Genomic DNA, 16,391 nt, shown 5'->3' with positions numbered 1-16,391 from the left:
AATCTGTTCCAAATGATAAGCCATGATCATAAAAATTTTAGCGCCTTATTACGAATAGAATTCAAATGAACACATACTCACCAATAATATAATTGATAAGCCATTAAAATATTGCGTATCAATTATATCTACGCAAGAAGCTTTTGAGCAGCTGCACGCGCCTCTTTCGTAATCTGTTCTCCCGCCAACATGCGAGCAATTTCTTCTGCACGCTCATGCTCCTCCATTTTATGAATAGCTGTAACAAAGCAGCCTTTATCATCACTTTCTATCTTTGAAATAAGAAAATGACTATGTGCTTTAGATGCTACCTGTGGCGCATGCGTAATAGCAAAAACTTGAACACTTTCTGATAAACGCTGCAACCGTTGCCCAATGGCAGCAGCAACAGCTCCACCAACTCCCGTATCAATCTCATCAAAGATCAATGTGGGAGCTGAACAACGATCAGACAAAACAACTTTTAATGCCAATAAAAAACGAGACAATTCACCGCCAGAAGCCACACTAAGCATTGGTCCTGCTCGTGTTCTAGGATTTGTTCGAACCCAATACTCAATACGATCTATCCCCTCTGCAGTACGCTTTTCGGCATCACTCTGCATTTCAACGATAAATTCTGCTTTTTCCAATTTCAATGCTGGTAACTCAGCCATAACGCTTTCAGACAAATGATTTGCTACTTCTCGACGCTTTATTGACAGCGCTTGCGCCAATGTATCATAATCTTTCTGTGCTTGCCCTGTCTCACCTTCTAAACGCGCTAATGTGATCTGAGCTTCCTCAAAACCAGCGAGCTCATTATTCATTTTATCACGCAACTGAACCAATTCATCCGCAGAAACGTGATATTTACGAGCAAATCCCCGAAGAGCAAAAAGGCGCTCTTCTATCCGTTCCAATTCACTAGGTTCAAAATCCAATGCCCTCACTGCTGTTTCAATGCCCTCTTGCGCTGTTGCAAGTGCATGCAATGCCTCATCAATGGATTTCACCACAGGTGCAATCAGCGCATGCGCCTCAGAAATTTTCCGCTCTAAACGCCTCACCAAATTGGAAAGAACTGGAATTGGCGATTTTGTCCCTCCTAAAAGATCATCTGCTTCCTTAATATCCGCTGCTATTTTTTCTAATTTCATCATATCTGCACGACGAAGAGAAAGAGCTTCCTCTTCACCAACCTGAAAATCAAGCTTTTCAAGCTCTTCCACACACGCACGAAGATAATCAGCCTCACGCACAGCATTTTCTACTTTCATACGCTGTTGTTGCAAACGCTCCTCAAAATCACGCCAAATCCGATAGGAGCGACGCAAATTTTCTACTTCATTTTCAAGCCCACCAAAAGCGTCTAATAACTGGCGATGTGTGGCAACATCAATAAGTGCTCGATCATCATGTTGTCCATGGATTTCAACTAACTGACGGCCAACATTACGCATCAATGCAACACTCGCCACTTGATCATTGATAAAAACACGACTACGACCGTCGCTTGATTGCACACGCCGCAAAATGATATCGCCTTCATCATCAAAACCATTCTCACGGATAAGTTGACGCGCAGGATGTGAAACAGGTACATCAAAAATAGCCGTCACCTGCCCTTGAGCAGCACCATGACGCACAAGCGAAGCATCACCTCGCCCCCCGAGAGCTAGTGACAAAGCATCAAGGAGAATAGACTTCCCAGCGCCCGTTTCACCAGTTAAAACAGATAACCCCGCTGTAAAATGAATATCGAGCGTTTCGATCAAAACAATATTATGAATCGAAAGCTGTACCAGCATATAAAATCAACGTGCCTTATTCTTATCACCACTCAAAGCATGTGAGATCCAAGAAGATTTATGCTCCTGTGGCGATATGCTATTTTTTTGCAATAAATTATAAGAAAATTTATACCACTCACTTTTTGGATAATTACGTCCTAAAATAGCTGCTGCTGTTTGCGCTTCCGCAGTTAAACCGAGAGCAAGATTAACTTCCGCTAAACGAAAAAGCGCTTCTTCAATTTGATTTGTATCAGAATATTCTTCAACTACCGTACGAAATCGTCTACTCGCAGCAAGATAGCGCCGACCTTCTTCATAGTAACGGCCAATCTGCATCTCTTTACCAGCCAGCTGCTCCCGTCCAAAACGTATTTTAGCTTTAGCATCTTTGACATACTCAGAATTAGGATAACGCTCCACAAGAAGCTGCATAGCAGCAATAGCCCGTTTCGTATCACGTTGATCTCGCGTAACATCAGGAATTCGACGGAAAGAAGAAAGACCAATAATATAATAAGCATAAGCAGAGTCATCTGCTTCTGGATAAAGGGTAATATAGCGCTGAGCCATACTAATTGAATCATCATATTTTCCGAGTCGATAATTTGTAAAAGCCCCCATCACTAGGGATTTACGACCCCAGTCAGTATAAGCATACTGCTTTTCAATCACAAGAAATTTTTTTGATGCATCCGCAAGCCGCCCACTATCAAGGCTAGCAAGTGCCTGATTATATAAAACATCTGGTGGATCCATTTTTAAAACATATGCAGATGGATTAAGGGTGTTTTTCTCTTTAAATAAACAACCTGCTAACATGCAAGAGCTTCCCAAAAGCACCAGCCCCAATATTTTTCGTACAATGTTAGATTTCCTATATGCTATATTTCCAATACATACATGAGATTTTATCATAGTTTTATCCAACCTCCAGAAAACATCACCTTGTAGCAAAAATTATTTATTAAAAATTCTATACCACATCACTTTAAAATCCACTAACCAATTTAGTGGCTTAGGTCAATCATCCCCTTAAAAATCAAACAAGCAACAAGAAAATCTTTTCAATTTTTCTTTCACGCTACCTATAAACAACTTTCTTCGTAAGAAGATTTGTCTGCCAAAACAGCTTTCACCAACTGCGAATTAATTCTATGCCCACTACAATAAGAACGAAACAATCCAATAAAAGGTGCCCCTAGCAAAGCGGTATCACCAATCGCATCAAGCATTTTATGCCGCACGCATTCATTCTTCCAATAAGGACCATCTGAATTCATAATTTTATCATTAAGGCCAATAATAAGAGAATTTTCCAAAGAAGCGCCTATCCCCTTTCCAGAAGCCCATAATTTTTCCACATCTTTGACAAAACCAAAAGTGCGTGCACGTGATAAATCATCTCTAAACCCCTTTGTGGTAAGATCAAAATTGAAGTGTTGCTTACCAATAGCAAAAGAAGGAAAAGAAATTGTTACATCAAAACGACGCCCATCAAACGGCAAAAACTCTGCAACACCACCAGCCCCTTCAACCCGCAGCGGTTTTTTTATAATAAAATAGGAACGCAGCGCATCCTGCTGTACAATGCCAACGTCTTCAAAAGCCTGACAATACTGCCATGCAGACCCATCCAAAATAGGGACTTCATGACTCGATACTTCAATAACAAGATTATCTAAATTATAAGCAGCGATTGCAGCCATCAAATGTTCAATCGTTTCAATTCTGTACTCTCCATGCCCAAGCACCGTTGATAATTCAGTCGCTCCCGTTTGCAATACATGTGCTTGAAATATTTGCTCTGTTCCACCTAATTCACAGCGCTTAAAAACGATGCCACACCCAACGTCAGCTGGACAAACCTTCATCACAGACAAACAACCACTATGAACACCATAGCCCTTAAATGTCACGGCGTTTTTAAGAGTAGACTGATATTTTTGCATCAGCTTCATTACATCACTTCATTGTATTATTTTGCGCCTTTTAAAATATTTATAAAACCATAAAAATAATATGCATAGCAAATAATAAACCCGCTTATTATAAGCGGGTTTATAAAAAACAGAGTATTTTTTCCCAAAGTGCAATATATTTTACTACACAAGGCTTTTACTCATCATAAAAAAGTCAATTTTCTCCTTTTTCTTACTTCTTTGGAATTAATTTGCTTGGCGACGCAAAAACGCTGGTATTTCCAACTGATCTTCTTCACTCATAAAATTACGCTGATCTTGCGGTACATGGGGGTGCAATTCACCAGAACGACGTGGAACATAAACAGAAGCATCTTGAGAAAGCACCTGAGGACTTTTATTATTATAAACATGCGCTTCTTGCTGCTGAGAAGGTTTCACAGCGGGCTCAAGCCGAGCTTCTGGTTCAACCTCTTCACGATGTGTCAAACTCTGTTTCAAACGCTGCCAAAGATTGCGAGGACCTTGGTCGGCTACAGACGATCTCTCACGTTGACCATGAGCAACAGGAGGAAAATCCTTTAACTCAGGCATACGCATAGGCGAACGCGCTTGCATCTGTTGTACTTGCTTTTCTTTTTGCTTCACACCCCCTGCCATCTCATCAAGAACATGCGCCGTCGCCTCCATACTCACTGGTGCAACCATAGACTGCTGCAAACCTCGGTTAACTTGCATACGTGATGCATTTGACATCTGCCCATGCACAGCACCAGTTCCATAAGGAACAGTATTCGCACCTCGTGTAACAATGGTATCTGCAGGCTGGGCAAAAATTTGGCTTTTGGGGCGAAACTGTTCTCCAGACGATTTGCCCTTTTCTATTTCAAGTGCTTCTATCACTTCTACCATTGACTCAGAACGCAAGGGAGGAGACTGAACATGAAAAGAAGCCTGCGACATTCCAAGATCACTCTTACGAATTGGAGCAGCTGGTCTTTGAATTTGAGGATGAGAGGGCTGAATCACATCACTTACTTCACGATCAATACCAGTTGCAACCACAGATACACGAATAACACCTTCCAGTGACTCATCATCAATGGCTCCAAAGATAACATTCGCATCCGAATCCACTTCTTCACGAATACGATTGGCAGCCTCATCAACTTCAAAGAGAGTCATATCACGACCACCAGTAATGGAAATAAGTAAGCCACGAGCACCACGCATAGAAGTATCATCCAACAGTGGATTCGCAATAGCAGCTTCAGCAGCATTCAAAGCGCGCCCCTCACCAGATGCTTCTCCAGTTCCCATCATCGCTCGACCCATTTCGTGCATAACAGAACGCACATCAGCAAAATCAAGATTAATGAGCCCCTCTTTAATCATAAGATCTGTAATAGAAGCAACACCGGAATAAAGCACTTGATCAGCCATAGCAAAAGCATCAGCAAATGTTGTCTTTTCATCAGCAATACGGAAAAGATTCTGGTTTGGAATAACAATCAACGTATCAACAGACTTCTGTAATTCTTCAATACCAGCCTCTGCCGTTTTCATACGACGCGCACCTTCAAACTGAAATGGCTTAGTCACAACACCAACAGTCAAAATACCTTTTTCACGTGCTGCGCGAGCCACAACAGGTGCCGCTCCCGTTCCAGTACCTCCACCCATACCGGCAGTAATGAAAACCATATGAGAATCTGCCAAATGGTCGATAATTTCATCAATACATTCATCAGCCGCCGCTTGTCCAACTTCTGGCAAAGCGCCAGCACCTAAACCTTCTGTAACTGCTGCACCAAGCTGGATGACACGTTCAGCCTTTGACATAGCCAAAGCCTGTGCATCTGTATTTGCAACAACAAAATCAACTCCCTGAAGACCAGCATTAATCATATTATTCACGGCATTTCCACCACCACCGCCAACACCAAAAACGGTAATACGTGGCTTCAATTCCGCGATATCTGGCCGATGCAGATTAATCGTCATTTCCTTTTCCTTCTCATAAGACACCGCAAGCCAAAGCGATGAAATTTAACTTCCCTTTACAGACTTACTTAAAAACTCTCACGCAACCACTGACCAACACGCTGAAAATACCCACGCGCGCCTGTCGATAAATGATTCACCGCAGTCTGCATTGTTTTTTCTTCAAAACCCACCAATTGCGGATAAATCAACAACCCAACCGCAGATGTAAACGCCGCCCCTTTTGCAAGAGAAGGAAGCCTCGAAATACCCAAAGGCCGCCCTATACGAACATTTCTTCCTAATATGGTACGTGCCATCTCCGGCAATCCTGTTAACTGACTTGCCCCCCCAGTTAAAATAACACGCTTACCAATAATGTGACCAAAACCAGAACGATTTAAACAATCACGTACCATCTCTAAAATTTCTTCAACCCGTGCACGAATGATCCGACCAAGAACAGCACGAGGATATTGAATTTCACGATGCTCATTCCCAATCTCCGTCACATTAATCATATGCTTCTCATCAGCGCTTGTTAGAAATGCTGAACCATAGACAACCTTTAAACGTTCTGCCTCTGTAAGTGACATAGAGAATCCACGTGCAACATCAAGAGTTACATGATGTCCACCAACAGCAAGTGCCGCCGCATGAACAAACTTTCCTTCAAAAAACACTGAAAATGTTGTTGTTCCACCACCAAAATCAATACACGCTGCCCCTAAATGCGCCTCCTCATTCATCAAAACAGCAAGACCACTTGCAAAGGGGGTTGCAACCATTGCTTCAACACTCAAATGTGCACGATTAATACAAGTTTCTAAATTACGCAAAGACGCTGTTTCCGCTGTTACCACATGCACATCCACACCAAACAATTCTCCTGCCATTCCAACAGGATCAGAAATTCCTTTATCTCCATCCAACACATAAGAGACAGGAACAGAATGCATAACATGACGCTCTGCATCAAAAGCTTTGCGCGAAACATCTGAAAATGCTACTCGCATATCACGCCTAGTTACTTCACGGCCGTTCAAACATACCATTCCATTGATAACAGCACTTTGTAATCGGCTTGAAGAAAAATTCACAATTACAGAATCCACCACCAAGCCAGCCATTTTTTCTGCCGCATCAACAGCCAACCGTATTGATTGCTCTGCTGCAAACATATCCATCACAACACCGGATTTTATACCGCGTGAGCGCTGCACTCCAAAGCCTAAGATTTCCATAGAATGCGTACGACCATGTAAATAATGCGTATGCTTCAAAGGACGCAAACAAGCAATGAGACAAACAATCTTACTAGAGCCAACATCAAGAACCGTTAAAAAACGTGTTTTACGCCCCCCTACATTATTTGATCTAAGCGACATCATAGGCTTCCTGCCTTTCGCGCTTTTAAAACGCGTTCTTCTTCTGCCACAGCAGCACCACGACGTTCCAACGCCTCATCAGACAAAGAAACTGTAATGCGATCAGCAAGACGTAAATCAACACTTAGAATATCGCGAGTAAAAAAATCTTGAACTGCACCTGTCTTAATAAGAAAAGAAAGTCTTTCAAATGCATCCTGTTCAGGCAACATAACACGCACCCCGTTATCCAAAACAAGATCCCAACGCCGATCACCTACACGCACAAAAGCGCGAACACGACTGAAAAATTGCGGATATCCCGAAAGCGTTTGAATAAACATTTTGGCAGCGTTCTGCGCACCTTGACCAACTACAAGAGGCAAACCCAAAACGGCGTTTCCTTTAAAGGGCACAATGATGTGACCTGTATGATCAATAATATCCATTATGCCATCATGCTGCCAAATTGCATACGGCTCACGCTCCTCGAGCGAAATAAGCACTCTGTTGGGATAAATCTTCTGGATATTAACCGACCTAACCCAAGCCTGCTGTTCCAAAAGAGAACGTGCCTTATCAACATCAAAAGTGAATATAGATGGAGCAATATCAAGCCCTAAAATTTTCAAAACTTCCTGTTTTACTAAGCGCTTATTACCACTTATATCGACATCGGTGACCACAAAGCCAATATCCGATACGACTGTCTTTATAATCATTCCCATGTGACCACTTGATGAAAGACCATAAAGTACCGTAACAAAGAAAAATAATAAAACAGCAAAAGAACCAAAATGACGCGGAATATGAAGTCTGATAAAAACAAACTCAAACATAAACCGAAGAAAGCGACGATAAAGCCGTGGCAAAGCTGACACTAACGGCACCTCCATCAGAACATCTGTTTTATTAACATTCAACGCATACACGACGCGTCCTCCACCATCCACTGAACAATATCACCATAAGTACGACCACTCACTTTTGCAATATCAGGAACAAGAGATGTGGGTGTCATACCGGGCTGCGTATTAATTTCAAGCCAAACCAATTCTCCCGTTGCCTCATCAAAACGAAAATCAGAACGACTAACACCTCGACAACCTATCGCCTGATGTGCCGCTAGAGACATTCTTTGCACATTTTGGTAAATATTTGATGAAAGTTGTGCAGGACAAATGTGAAGAGAACCACCAATTTTATATTTCGAGTCATAATTATAGAATTGAAAGTGCTGATCAGGAAGAATTTCACAAACATCCAACACCTCATTTCCCAAAACAGCACAAGTAAGTTCGCGACCAGGAATATATTTTTCAACAATCACTTCATCTGCATAAACCCACTCAGCCTCCAAAATATTATGCGGTGGGACGGATTCATTTTCTTGTACAATAACGACACCAAAACTCGACCCTTCGCATACAGGCTTAATCACATAAGGAGGCTCTAGAGGATGCGCTCGCCCCACATCAAAGCGGCTCATCACACAAGAAGGAGCAACAGAAACTCCAACGCTCGCAACAATAATCTTTGCACGCCCTTTATCCATTGCCAACGCTGACGCCATTACTCCAGAATGGGTATAGGGAATTTTCAAATATTCAAGAATACCCTGAATACGACCATCTTCACCAAATGGCCCATGTAACGCATTAAAAGCGATATCAGGCTGCAATTGTTCAAGAATAGTAGCAACATGACCATCAACATCTATGCGACTCACGCGATACCCCTGCTCTTCAAGAACATCAGCACAAGCAGTACCTGAAGACAAACTTACAGACCGTTCAGAAGAAAACCCTCCCATTAATACAGCTATATGCTCATCTTTCATAATAATTTACCCTCATTTGTGTACTATATATAGATCACATAGAAACCACCAACACCATATACGGGAAATGCCAAGATTTATCCTTGCGAATCAATAACCTAGCATTTTGCATAATGAATCAGACTCAAGCGTATGACGCAAGAGTTTCTTTGTTAATTTATTGATTCTTAATAGATTTTTTTCATTATCTCTTTGAAATGACTCAATTTTTTATTACAATTTTTTTGTTATATTGAATCAATGAATTAAATGATCAAAAGAGGAAACATTACGGCCTTGTTCAAATTGACCAATACGTTGTATTTCCCACTGTAAGAGCTGGGCTGAGTGAGCAAAAACACGAGCACGTACTGTTTCTCCTAACATCTCAAGATCATAGCCTGTTGCTTGCCCTGTATTGATCATAAAATTACAGTGCATTTCACTCATTTGGGCTCCACCAATCCGCAAACCGCGGCATCCTGCTTCATCAATAACACGCCATGCAGATGTATTTTCAGGATTTTTAAAAGTTGATCCACCTGTTTTCTCGCGAATAGGCTGTACTGTTTCCCGATGAAGGGCAACTTCATCCATAGCCGCACGAATGTTGTCTTTATTTCCTAGATGCCCTTCCAATAAAGCAGCAGTAAAAATAAAATCTTTAGGAATATCACAATGACGATAGGAATAGTGCATATCTTTTAGACTCAAGATATGATGTTGTCCTCTACGATCAAGGGCATAAACCTCAACAACACGTGCAGCTGTCTCAATACCATTAGCTCCTGCATTCATTTTGAGTGCTCCTCCAAGACCACCAGGAATACCGTGATAAAAATGAAAACCTGCAATCTCAGCCTCTAAAGCTGCCGCTGCTAAGTGTTTACCTGCCGTAGCAGCCCCAACCAAAAAACGCTTTGGAGAAACTTGCCGCACTTGCCCAAATCCTTTGGCTGAAAGACGAATAACAACACCAAGAATCCCTCCATCGCGCACCAAAAGATTAGAGCCAATCCCCACAACTGTTACAGGAATGGATTCGGGAAGGTTCTGAAGAAACAAGGCTAAATCCGCTTCATCAGCAGGCTGATAAAAAAGCTCTGCTAGTCCACCGGTGCGAAACCACGTCACTTTACGCATATCAACATGAGGCGTAAGTTTGCCTTTTATTCCACTTAACCTCGTTTGTAACCGCGCTAACAGCGCCTCACCATCAATGAGCTGAAAATTTATCATTGCCATCCAATACCGCCAGCTGATGAGGCAACGCACAAGCCCACTGTGTAATATTGCCAGCACCAAGAAAAACAACATAATCGCCTGATTTAACAGAAGTAGAGACAATCGAAACAACATCTTCCAAACAATGGATCAAACGCACATCACGATGACCAGCCATTTGAATATGTTCCACCAATTCTCTAGCACCAAAACCAGCAACTGGCTCTTCACCAGCCGCATAAACGGGTGCAATTAACACTGTATCGGCATCATTAAAACAAGAAGCAAAATCATCAAACAAATGATACAAACGCGAATAACGATGTGGTTGAGCAATTGCAATCACACGCCCTTTTGCGCTCTCACGCGCTGCACATAAAACAGCTTTTATTTCAACAGGATGATGCCCATAATCATCAAATATTTCAACGCCACGCCAACTTCCTGTTTGCGTAAAACGCCGTTTTACTCCACTAAATTTTGCTAAGCCCTTTTTTATAGATTCATTTGAAATGCCAAGTTCATGAGCAATGGCAATCGCCGCAGTTGCATTAGAAACATTGTGCCGTCCAGACATTGGCAAGATCAAATTTTTCAACTCAGTCTCTTTCCCTGTCTTGCGTGAACGAATAAAAACATCAAAATGCGTTTTTTGACCATCCATCGAAAGATTAAAAAAACGAACATCCGCTTGTGGATTTGCACCATAAGTGATTACCCAACGATCATCAATACGACTAGCCAATGACTGAACCTCTGTATGATCAAGACATAAAACAGCAAAACCATAAAAAGGTACATTCTCTACAAATTGCCGAAAAGCTTGTCGCACAGCAGCAAAATTCCCATAATGATCCAAATGCTCAGCATCAATATTGGTAACAACAGCAATATCAGCAGGCAACCTTAAAAAGGTGCCATCACTTTCATCAGCTTCAACCACCATCCAATCACCTTCACCCATACGCGCATTCGTTTCATAAGCATTAATAATACCGCCATTAATCACCACCGGATCAAAATGACCAGCGTCCAGAAGTGCTGCTACCATTGATGTAGTCGTTGTTTTACCGTGCGTACCACCGACAGCTATTGCTCGACGAAATCGCATAAGCTCCGCTAGCATTTCCGCTCGTCTCACAAGCGGCAAATGCTTTTCTTTTGCTGCAATATACTCAGGATTTGTTTTTTTTATAGCAGTAGAAAAAACAACAACCTCTGCATCTCCTAAATTTTCAGAGTGATGACCTATATAAACGTTAATTCCCTTTCCCCGTAAACGTTCAACATTTGCACTCTCAACTTGATCTGATCCTTGAACTTTATAGCCAAGATCATGAAAAACCTCCGCAATTCCACTCATGCCGATTCCACCGATTCCAACAAAATGGATAACGCCTATATTAAGCGGCATCTTCATCAAAAAACTCCTCTTTTATATCTGATAATGATCGCCCCACAATCAACGCTTCAGCCATATCAGCAAGGCGACTGGTTGCATGAGGCTGTCCAACTTTTTTTGCAGCAAGCGCTTGTTTTTTCAATAAGTGCGGTGAACAACAAGCCTCTGTTAAAAGAGAAGCGAGTCTTTGTGCGTTCAAATCTTTTTCTGATACAATTTTAGCTCCCCCTACACTAGAAAGAAGTGCGGCATTCGCAGACTGATCATGATCAATAGCATAAGGATATGGAACCAACAAAGCAGGTCGACCAATCACCGCTATTTCACAAACGGATGAAGCACCAGCACGCGATAAAATAAAATGAGATCGCGCCATACGTTCTGCCATATCATCAAAAAAAGAAGCAACTTCTGATTGCACACCCATCATATGATAAGTTTTTATCAATTCTCCAGCTTCACCTCGAACTTGCTGCACAACCCGCAAGCGTTTACGATTCTTATCATCCAGCAAAGCAATCGCTGCCGGAACAATTCGTGAAAAAGAAGAAGCTCCTTGGCTCCCACCAAAAACCAAGAAATGAAATGGCTTTTCACCCGCCGAAGAATGATAAGGGATTTCTGCTGCTTTAAGAACAGCCTCACGCACAGGATTCCCAGTCAAAAGTATTTTATGAGCATAAGTATTATTTTGCGACAATAAGCCACCTGCTATTGCATGCACAAAAGCTGCCAACATTCGATTGGCACGCCCCATAATAGCATTTTGCTCATGAATAAATGTTACACGCCGCGTTAAAGCCGCGACAATAAGAGGAGGAAAGGTAGGATATCCCCCAAACCCACCAACAAGAACAGGACGCAATTTATAAAAAAGCACCAACGATTGCCCCATTCCTTTTAACAAAGCCCAAAATGTTTTTATAAGTGCAAAAGGATGACATCCTGTAAATGTTGCCGATGAAAGTACATGTGTATGCTCTTCATCAAAGCAGCATACAAAACGTTTGGCTCTTCCATCTGTTGCCAAATGAACATCATATCCACGCCGCCTTAATTCAACAGCGAGTGCTTCTGCAGGAAAAAGATGTCCACCTGTACCACCAGCTACCAAAACAATAACTTTTCTACGAGTCATAAGTGGTATCCAAAACAGAAAAAGGGGGAAAAGCTGAAAGGCGCGCTTCTGGCCAACGGCGTGTTAAACTAAGCAGAATGCCCATTGAAAATGCAATTGCCACCATAGACGAACCACCATAAGAAATAAACGGCAATGTCATACCTTTTGGAGGGATTAAATGAAGATTAACTGCCATATTAATCCCTGATTGAAAGCCAATCATCATTGCCATGCCAGTAATACCGAGACGTATAAATGAATCACGCGTATTCAATGCTATATATAATGAGCGCATAACGATAAAGCCAAAAAGCATCATAATTAAAAGACAGAGGATAATACCATATTCTTCAGCAGCAACAGAAAACACAAAATCTGTATGGCTATCAGGGATGATACGTTTCACAGTGCCTTCTCCCGGTCCTTGCCCAAACCAACCACCATTCAAAATAGCCTCACGTCCTACATCCACTTGAAAGGTATCGCCTTCACCTGTCAAAAAACCATTGATCCGTTCACGAACATGATGAAGAAAAAGATACGCTAAAAAAATTCCTACAATACCTAAAATGATAAAGAAAAAAATAATAGTAAGGGACACACCAGCAACAAAAAATAAACCACCCCATGTTGCACTTATTAAAAGTGTTTGACCAATATCAGGCTGTAAAACAAGAAGCATACAACAAAAAGCATAAAGCGCAGTAGCAAGCGTGTAGCCCCAAATACCTCTACTTCGTATATGTTCTGAAAAAAGCCAAGCAGACATCACCACAAACGCTGGTTTCATAAACTCTGAAGCTTGTATAGAAAGACCAAATACAGGAATCCACCGTCGTGCTCCCTTCAACTCTGGTCCAAAGAACAAAGTTACAACCATAAGAACAAGCGTCACAATTAACAAAAGTGCACATAAACGGCGAATATTACGAAGCGAGAAAAAAGAAATAGTAACCATCGTAAAAAACGCCGGAATGCTAAAGATAATATGCCACCGAACAAAATAAAAACTATCAGCAATTCCGATTTTTTTTGCAATAGTGGGGCTCGCAGCAAAAGACAGCATAATGCCAATCCCCATTAAAATCAAACAAGCCGCAAAAATAGAGCGATCAATCGTCCACCACCAATTCGCGATTGGGTCTCTATCTGCACGAGCAACCATTATATCCACTTTACCCTTTTCATAATTCCACTCAAAGTGATACAGTTCCTCCCTTTTTAGCAAACACTTCAAAAATAGAATTACACAAAAAAAGATTCTGGAATATTAACGCAAAAGTATTTTTTTAAGTTCCTGATTCTTTTAACTGCATAACAAAAGAAATAAATGCTTCTCCACGCATTTCATAATTTTCAAATTGATCATAACTTGCGCAAGCGGGTGAAAAAAGAACCACAATCTCTTTCGCTTTGCAACGCATTGCATCAGCAGCAGCTTCATGCACTGCATTTTCTAAAGTCAAGCTCATCGAAAAAGGAAAAGCAGATTCAATAACACCAGCAAATTCTTCCGCCGCAGTCCCAATCAAATAAGCTTTGTGAATTTTATGAAAAAAACTTCTAAGAGAATTAATTCCACCTTCCTTCGCCTGCCCTCCAACAATCCAAAAAATATCATTAAAAGCAGAAAGCGCAGGAGCTGATGCATCTGCATTTGTAGCCTTACTATCATTAATAAACAAAACCGCCCCCATTTTACGCACCAGCTGCATACGATGCGCTAACCCTTTATAACTTGCTAAATGCTTGTTCATATGTAGATCAGTCATTTTTAAAGCCTGCAATGTTGCCAAAGCCATAAGAGCATTTTGCGCATTGTGACTCCCGCGCAATGAAGGCATATGAGCAAGATCTGCAAGCATCTGACGTTGCCCATAGCAAACAGAAAAAAGCTTAGTCCCATCCGCATAAAAACCATTTTTCACAAAGTGTTCTTTAGAAATTGCTTCAACTGGACGTCCCTCATAAACCAATTGTTGATACAAATCTCGACAAGCGGCATCATCAACTGAAATAAAAGCACGAAAAGCCTTAGCAACTAAATGCCTTTTGCTCCGTACATAATGAAAAAAGCTACCATGGCGATCAATATGATCAGGCGTCAAATTCAATAAAAGTCCAATGGTTGGCTGAAGAGAGGGCGTGAGGTCGATCTGAAACGATGAGCATTCAATCACATAAATACGTTTTTTTACAAATGGCTTAAGCGTCAATATCGCAGTACCAATATTCCCCCCCATTTGTACATCATAGCCCATCTGTTCCAAAAGATGAGAAAGCAAAGCTGTTGTTGTCGATTTTCCATTGGTTCCCGTAATAGCGATGAACGGAACATCCTGATCGCAAAAACCATGATATTGCAAAAAACGGTTGCGCGCACGAACAAATAACTCAATATCACCGATAATTTCTATATCTTTTTGACGTGCTTTCTCAACAACCCAATGCGGATGAGGATAAGTTAAAGGAACGCCAGGGGCTAAAATCAATGCAACAAACTCAGACCAATCCTCATAACGAAGATCTCTTGTTGGAATATTTAGCCGACAAGCCGCTTGTACACTCGAAGAATTATCATCCCACGCAACTACATCTGCACCACCACTGATCAATGCTTGCGCAGTAACTAATCCTGATCGCCCTAATCCAAACAGAGCAACTTTTTGACCTTCATAACACGTAACAGGAATCACTCTTTCACCGCAATTTAAGTGTTGAAAGACCAATTAAGGCAAGAACGATCGAAATAATCCAAAAACGTATTACCACTTGACTTTCAGTCCATCCTTTTTTCTCAAAATGATGGTGTATAGGGGCCATAAGAAACACACGCTTTTTTGTCAATTTGAAATAACCAACCTGAATAACAACCGAAAACCCTTCCAAAACAAAAAGTCCACCAATAAGAACCAAAACAATTTCATGTTTTGTTGCCACAGAAACAGTACCTAGGAGGCCTCCAAGAGCCAACGAACCTGTATCCCCCATAAAAATAGCCGCCGGAGGCGCATTGAACCATAAAAAACCAAGACCAGCACCAACAACAGCTCCCAATAAAACCGCCAACTCTCCCGTCCCCGCCACATAATGGATTTGTAAATAATCAGCAAAATTTATATTACCAGAAAGGTAAGCAATCAAAGCAAAAGAAAGGGCTGCAATCATCACAGGAACAATAGCTAGTCCATCAAGCCCATCAGTCAAATTAACCGCATTACCAGTCCCTACAATCACAAAAGCAGAAAAAGGAAGAAAAAACCAACTCAAATTGATAAAATAGTCTTTTACAAAGGGTAAAGCCAATCCAGGCGAATTAACTTGTAAGATCATAAAAACAGCAATAATTGCAATCAAAAATTCCAAACTCAACCGTGCTTTACCAGAAAATCCTTTATGTGTTTGTTTTGTGACCTTCAAATAATCATCATAAAAACCAATTGCCCCGAAAGAAAGCATAACAAATAACGATATCCAAAAATAAATATTCGATAAATTACACCACAAAAACGCCGATACCATAGTACCAGTTAAAATCATCAATCCACCCATAGTAGGTGTTCCAGCTTTTTTAAAATGTGTTTGAGGACCATCAGCACGAATTGGCTGGCCTTTCCCCTGCCGCAATTTAAGAGAAGCAATGATGCTAGGACCAAACAAAAATACAATGAGCCCAGATGTGAGCATAGATGCTATAGTACGAAAAGTAATATAACGAAAAACATTGACTCCTGGAAGCCAATCACTAAATGAAGAGAAAAACAGCATCATAGTACAAAAAA

General features: G+C 41.3%; 13 protein-coding genes. All 13 read right to left on the bottom strand.

Features of this window, described 5'->3' with window-relative positions:
• Window positions 1–128: 128 nt before the first annotated feature.
• The 13 genes from recN to mraY all read right to left on the bottom strand — a co-directional run bounded on the left by recN (window position 129) and on the right by mraY (window position 16,380).
• Window positions 129–1,790 (bottom strand): DNA repair protein RecN, encoded by a 1,662-nt coding sequence (gene recN / locus GQO39_RS02210; RefSeq protein ID WP_156850759.1) that lies wholly within the window; start codon window positions 1,788–1,790, stop codon window positions 129–131.
• A 6-nt stretch (window positions 1,791–1,796) separates the two neighbouring features.
• Entirely contained in the window at window positions 1,797–2,690 is an 894-nt protein-coding gene (locus tag GQO39_RS02205; RefSeq protein WP_156850758.1) for an outer membrane protein assembly factor BamD, read from the bottom strand.
• Between the two features lie 170 nt (window positions 2,691–2,860).
• Complete coding sequence (gene lpxC, locus GQO39_RS02200) at window positions 2,861–3,733, bottom strand: UDP-3-O-acyl-N-acetylglucosamine deacetylase (RefSeq protein ID WP_156850757.1); 873 nt, start codon at window positions 3,731–3,733, stop codon at window positions 2,861–2,863.
• Window positions 3,734–3,940: 207 nt separating this feature from the next.
• The gene (ftsZ, locus tag GQO39_RS02195) at window positions 3,941–5,698 is read right to left on the bottom strand and encodes a cell division protein FtsZ (protein ID WP_156850756.1); all 1,758 of its coding nucleotides are present in this window, start codon (window positions 5,696–5,698) and stop codon (window positions 3,941–3,943) included.
• Between the two features lie 68 nt (window positions 5,699–5,766).
• Window positions 5,767–7,068, bottom strand: a complete 1,302-nt coding sequence (gene ftsA / locus GQO39_RS02190) for a cell division protein FtsA (RefSeq protein ID WP_007553419.1) — start codon at window positions 7,066–7,068, stop codon at window positions 5,767–5,769.
• Window positions 7,065–7,976 (bottom strand): cell division protein FtsQ/DivIB, encoded by a 912-nt coding sequence (locus GQO39_RS02185; protein ID WP_156850790.1) that lies wholly within the window; start codon window positions 7,974–7,976, stop codon window positions 7,065–7,067. Before GQO39_RS02185 ends, ftsA begins: the two co-directional genes overlap by 4 nt.
• Window positions 7,964–8,884 carry a D-alanine--D-alanine ligase gene (locus GQO39_RS02180; RefSeq protein WP_156850755.1) on the bottom strand — a complete coding sequence of 307 codons (921 nt, stop codon included), beginning with the start codon at window positions 8,882–8,884 and terminating at the stop codon, window positions 7,964–7,966. The genes GQO39_RS02185 and GQO39_RS02180 overlap by 13 nt, the downstream gene beginning before the upstream one ends.
• A gap of 237 nt (window positions 8,885–9,121) precedes the next feature.
• Entirely contained in the window at window positions 9,122–10,102 is a 981-nt protein-coding gene (murB, locus tag GQO39_RS02175) for a UDP-N-acetylmuramate dehydrogenase (RefSeq protein WP_156850789.1), read from the bottom strand.
• Entirely contained in the window at window positions 10,080–11,507 is a 1,428-nt protein-coding gene (murC, locus tag GQO39_RS02170; RefSeq protein WP_156850754.1) for a UDP-N-acetylmuramate--L-alanine ligase, read from the bottom strand. The genes murB and murC overlap by 23 nt, the downstream gene beginning before the upstream one ends.
• Window positions 11,491–12,627, bottom strand: coding sequence for a UDP-N-acetylglucosamine--N-acetylmuramyl-(pentapeptide) pyrophosphoryl-undecaprenol N-acetylglucosamine transferase (locus GQO39_RS02165; protein ID WP_156850753.1), 1,137 nt, complete (start codon window positions 12,625–12,627; stop codon window positions 11,491–11,493). Before GQO39_RS02165 ends, murC begins: the two co-directional genes overlap by 17 nt.
• A complete protein-coding gene (locus GQO39_RS02160; protein WP_156850752.1) occupies window positions 12,617–13,774 on the bottom strand; it encodes an FtsW/RodA/SpoVE family cell cycle protein in 1,158 nt (385 codons plus the stop codon). The genes GQO39_RS02165 and GQO39_RS02160 overlap by 11 nt, the downstream gene beginning before the upstream one ends.
• 124 nt (window positions 13,775–13,898) lie before the next feature.
• On the bottom strand, window positions 13,899–15,305 hold the full coding sequence (gene murD, locus GQO39_RS02155; protein WP_156850751.1) for a UDP-N-acetylmuramoyl-L-alanine--D-glutamate ligase: 1,407 nt from the start codon (window positions 15,303–15,305) through the stop codon (window positions 13,899–13,901).
• A gap of 4 nt (window positions 15,306–15,309) precedes the next feature.
• Window positions 15,310–16,380 carry a phospho-N-acetylmuramoyl-pentapeptide-transferase gene (gene mraY / locus GQO39_RS02150; RefSeq protein ID WP_156850750.1) on the bottom strand — a complete coding sequence of 357 codons (1,071 nt, stop codon included), beginning with the start codon at window positions 16,378–16,380 and terminating at the stop codon, window positions 15,310–15,312.
• Window positions 16,381–16,391 lie beyond the last annotated feature (11 nt).

The sequence above is a fragment of the Bartonella refiksaydamii genome, from assembly GCF_902652675.1.
Classification (GTDB): Bacteria; Pseudomonadota; Alphaproteobacteria; order Rhizobiales; family Rhizobiaceae; genus Bartonella; species Bartonella refiksaydamii.
Note: the sequence above shows the minus strand (reverse complement) of the source record. Positions and strands in the feature narration are given on the sequence as shown.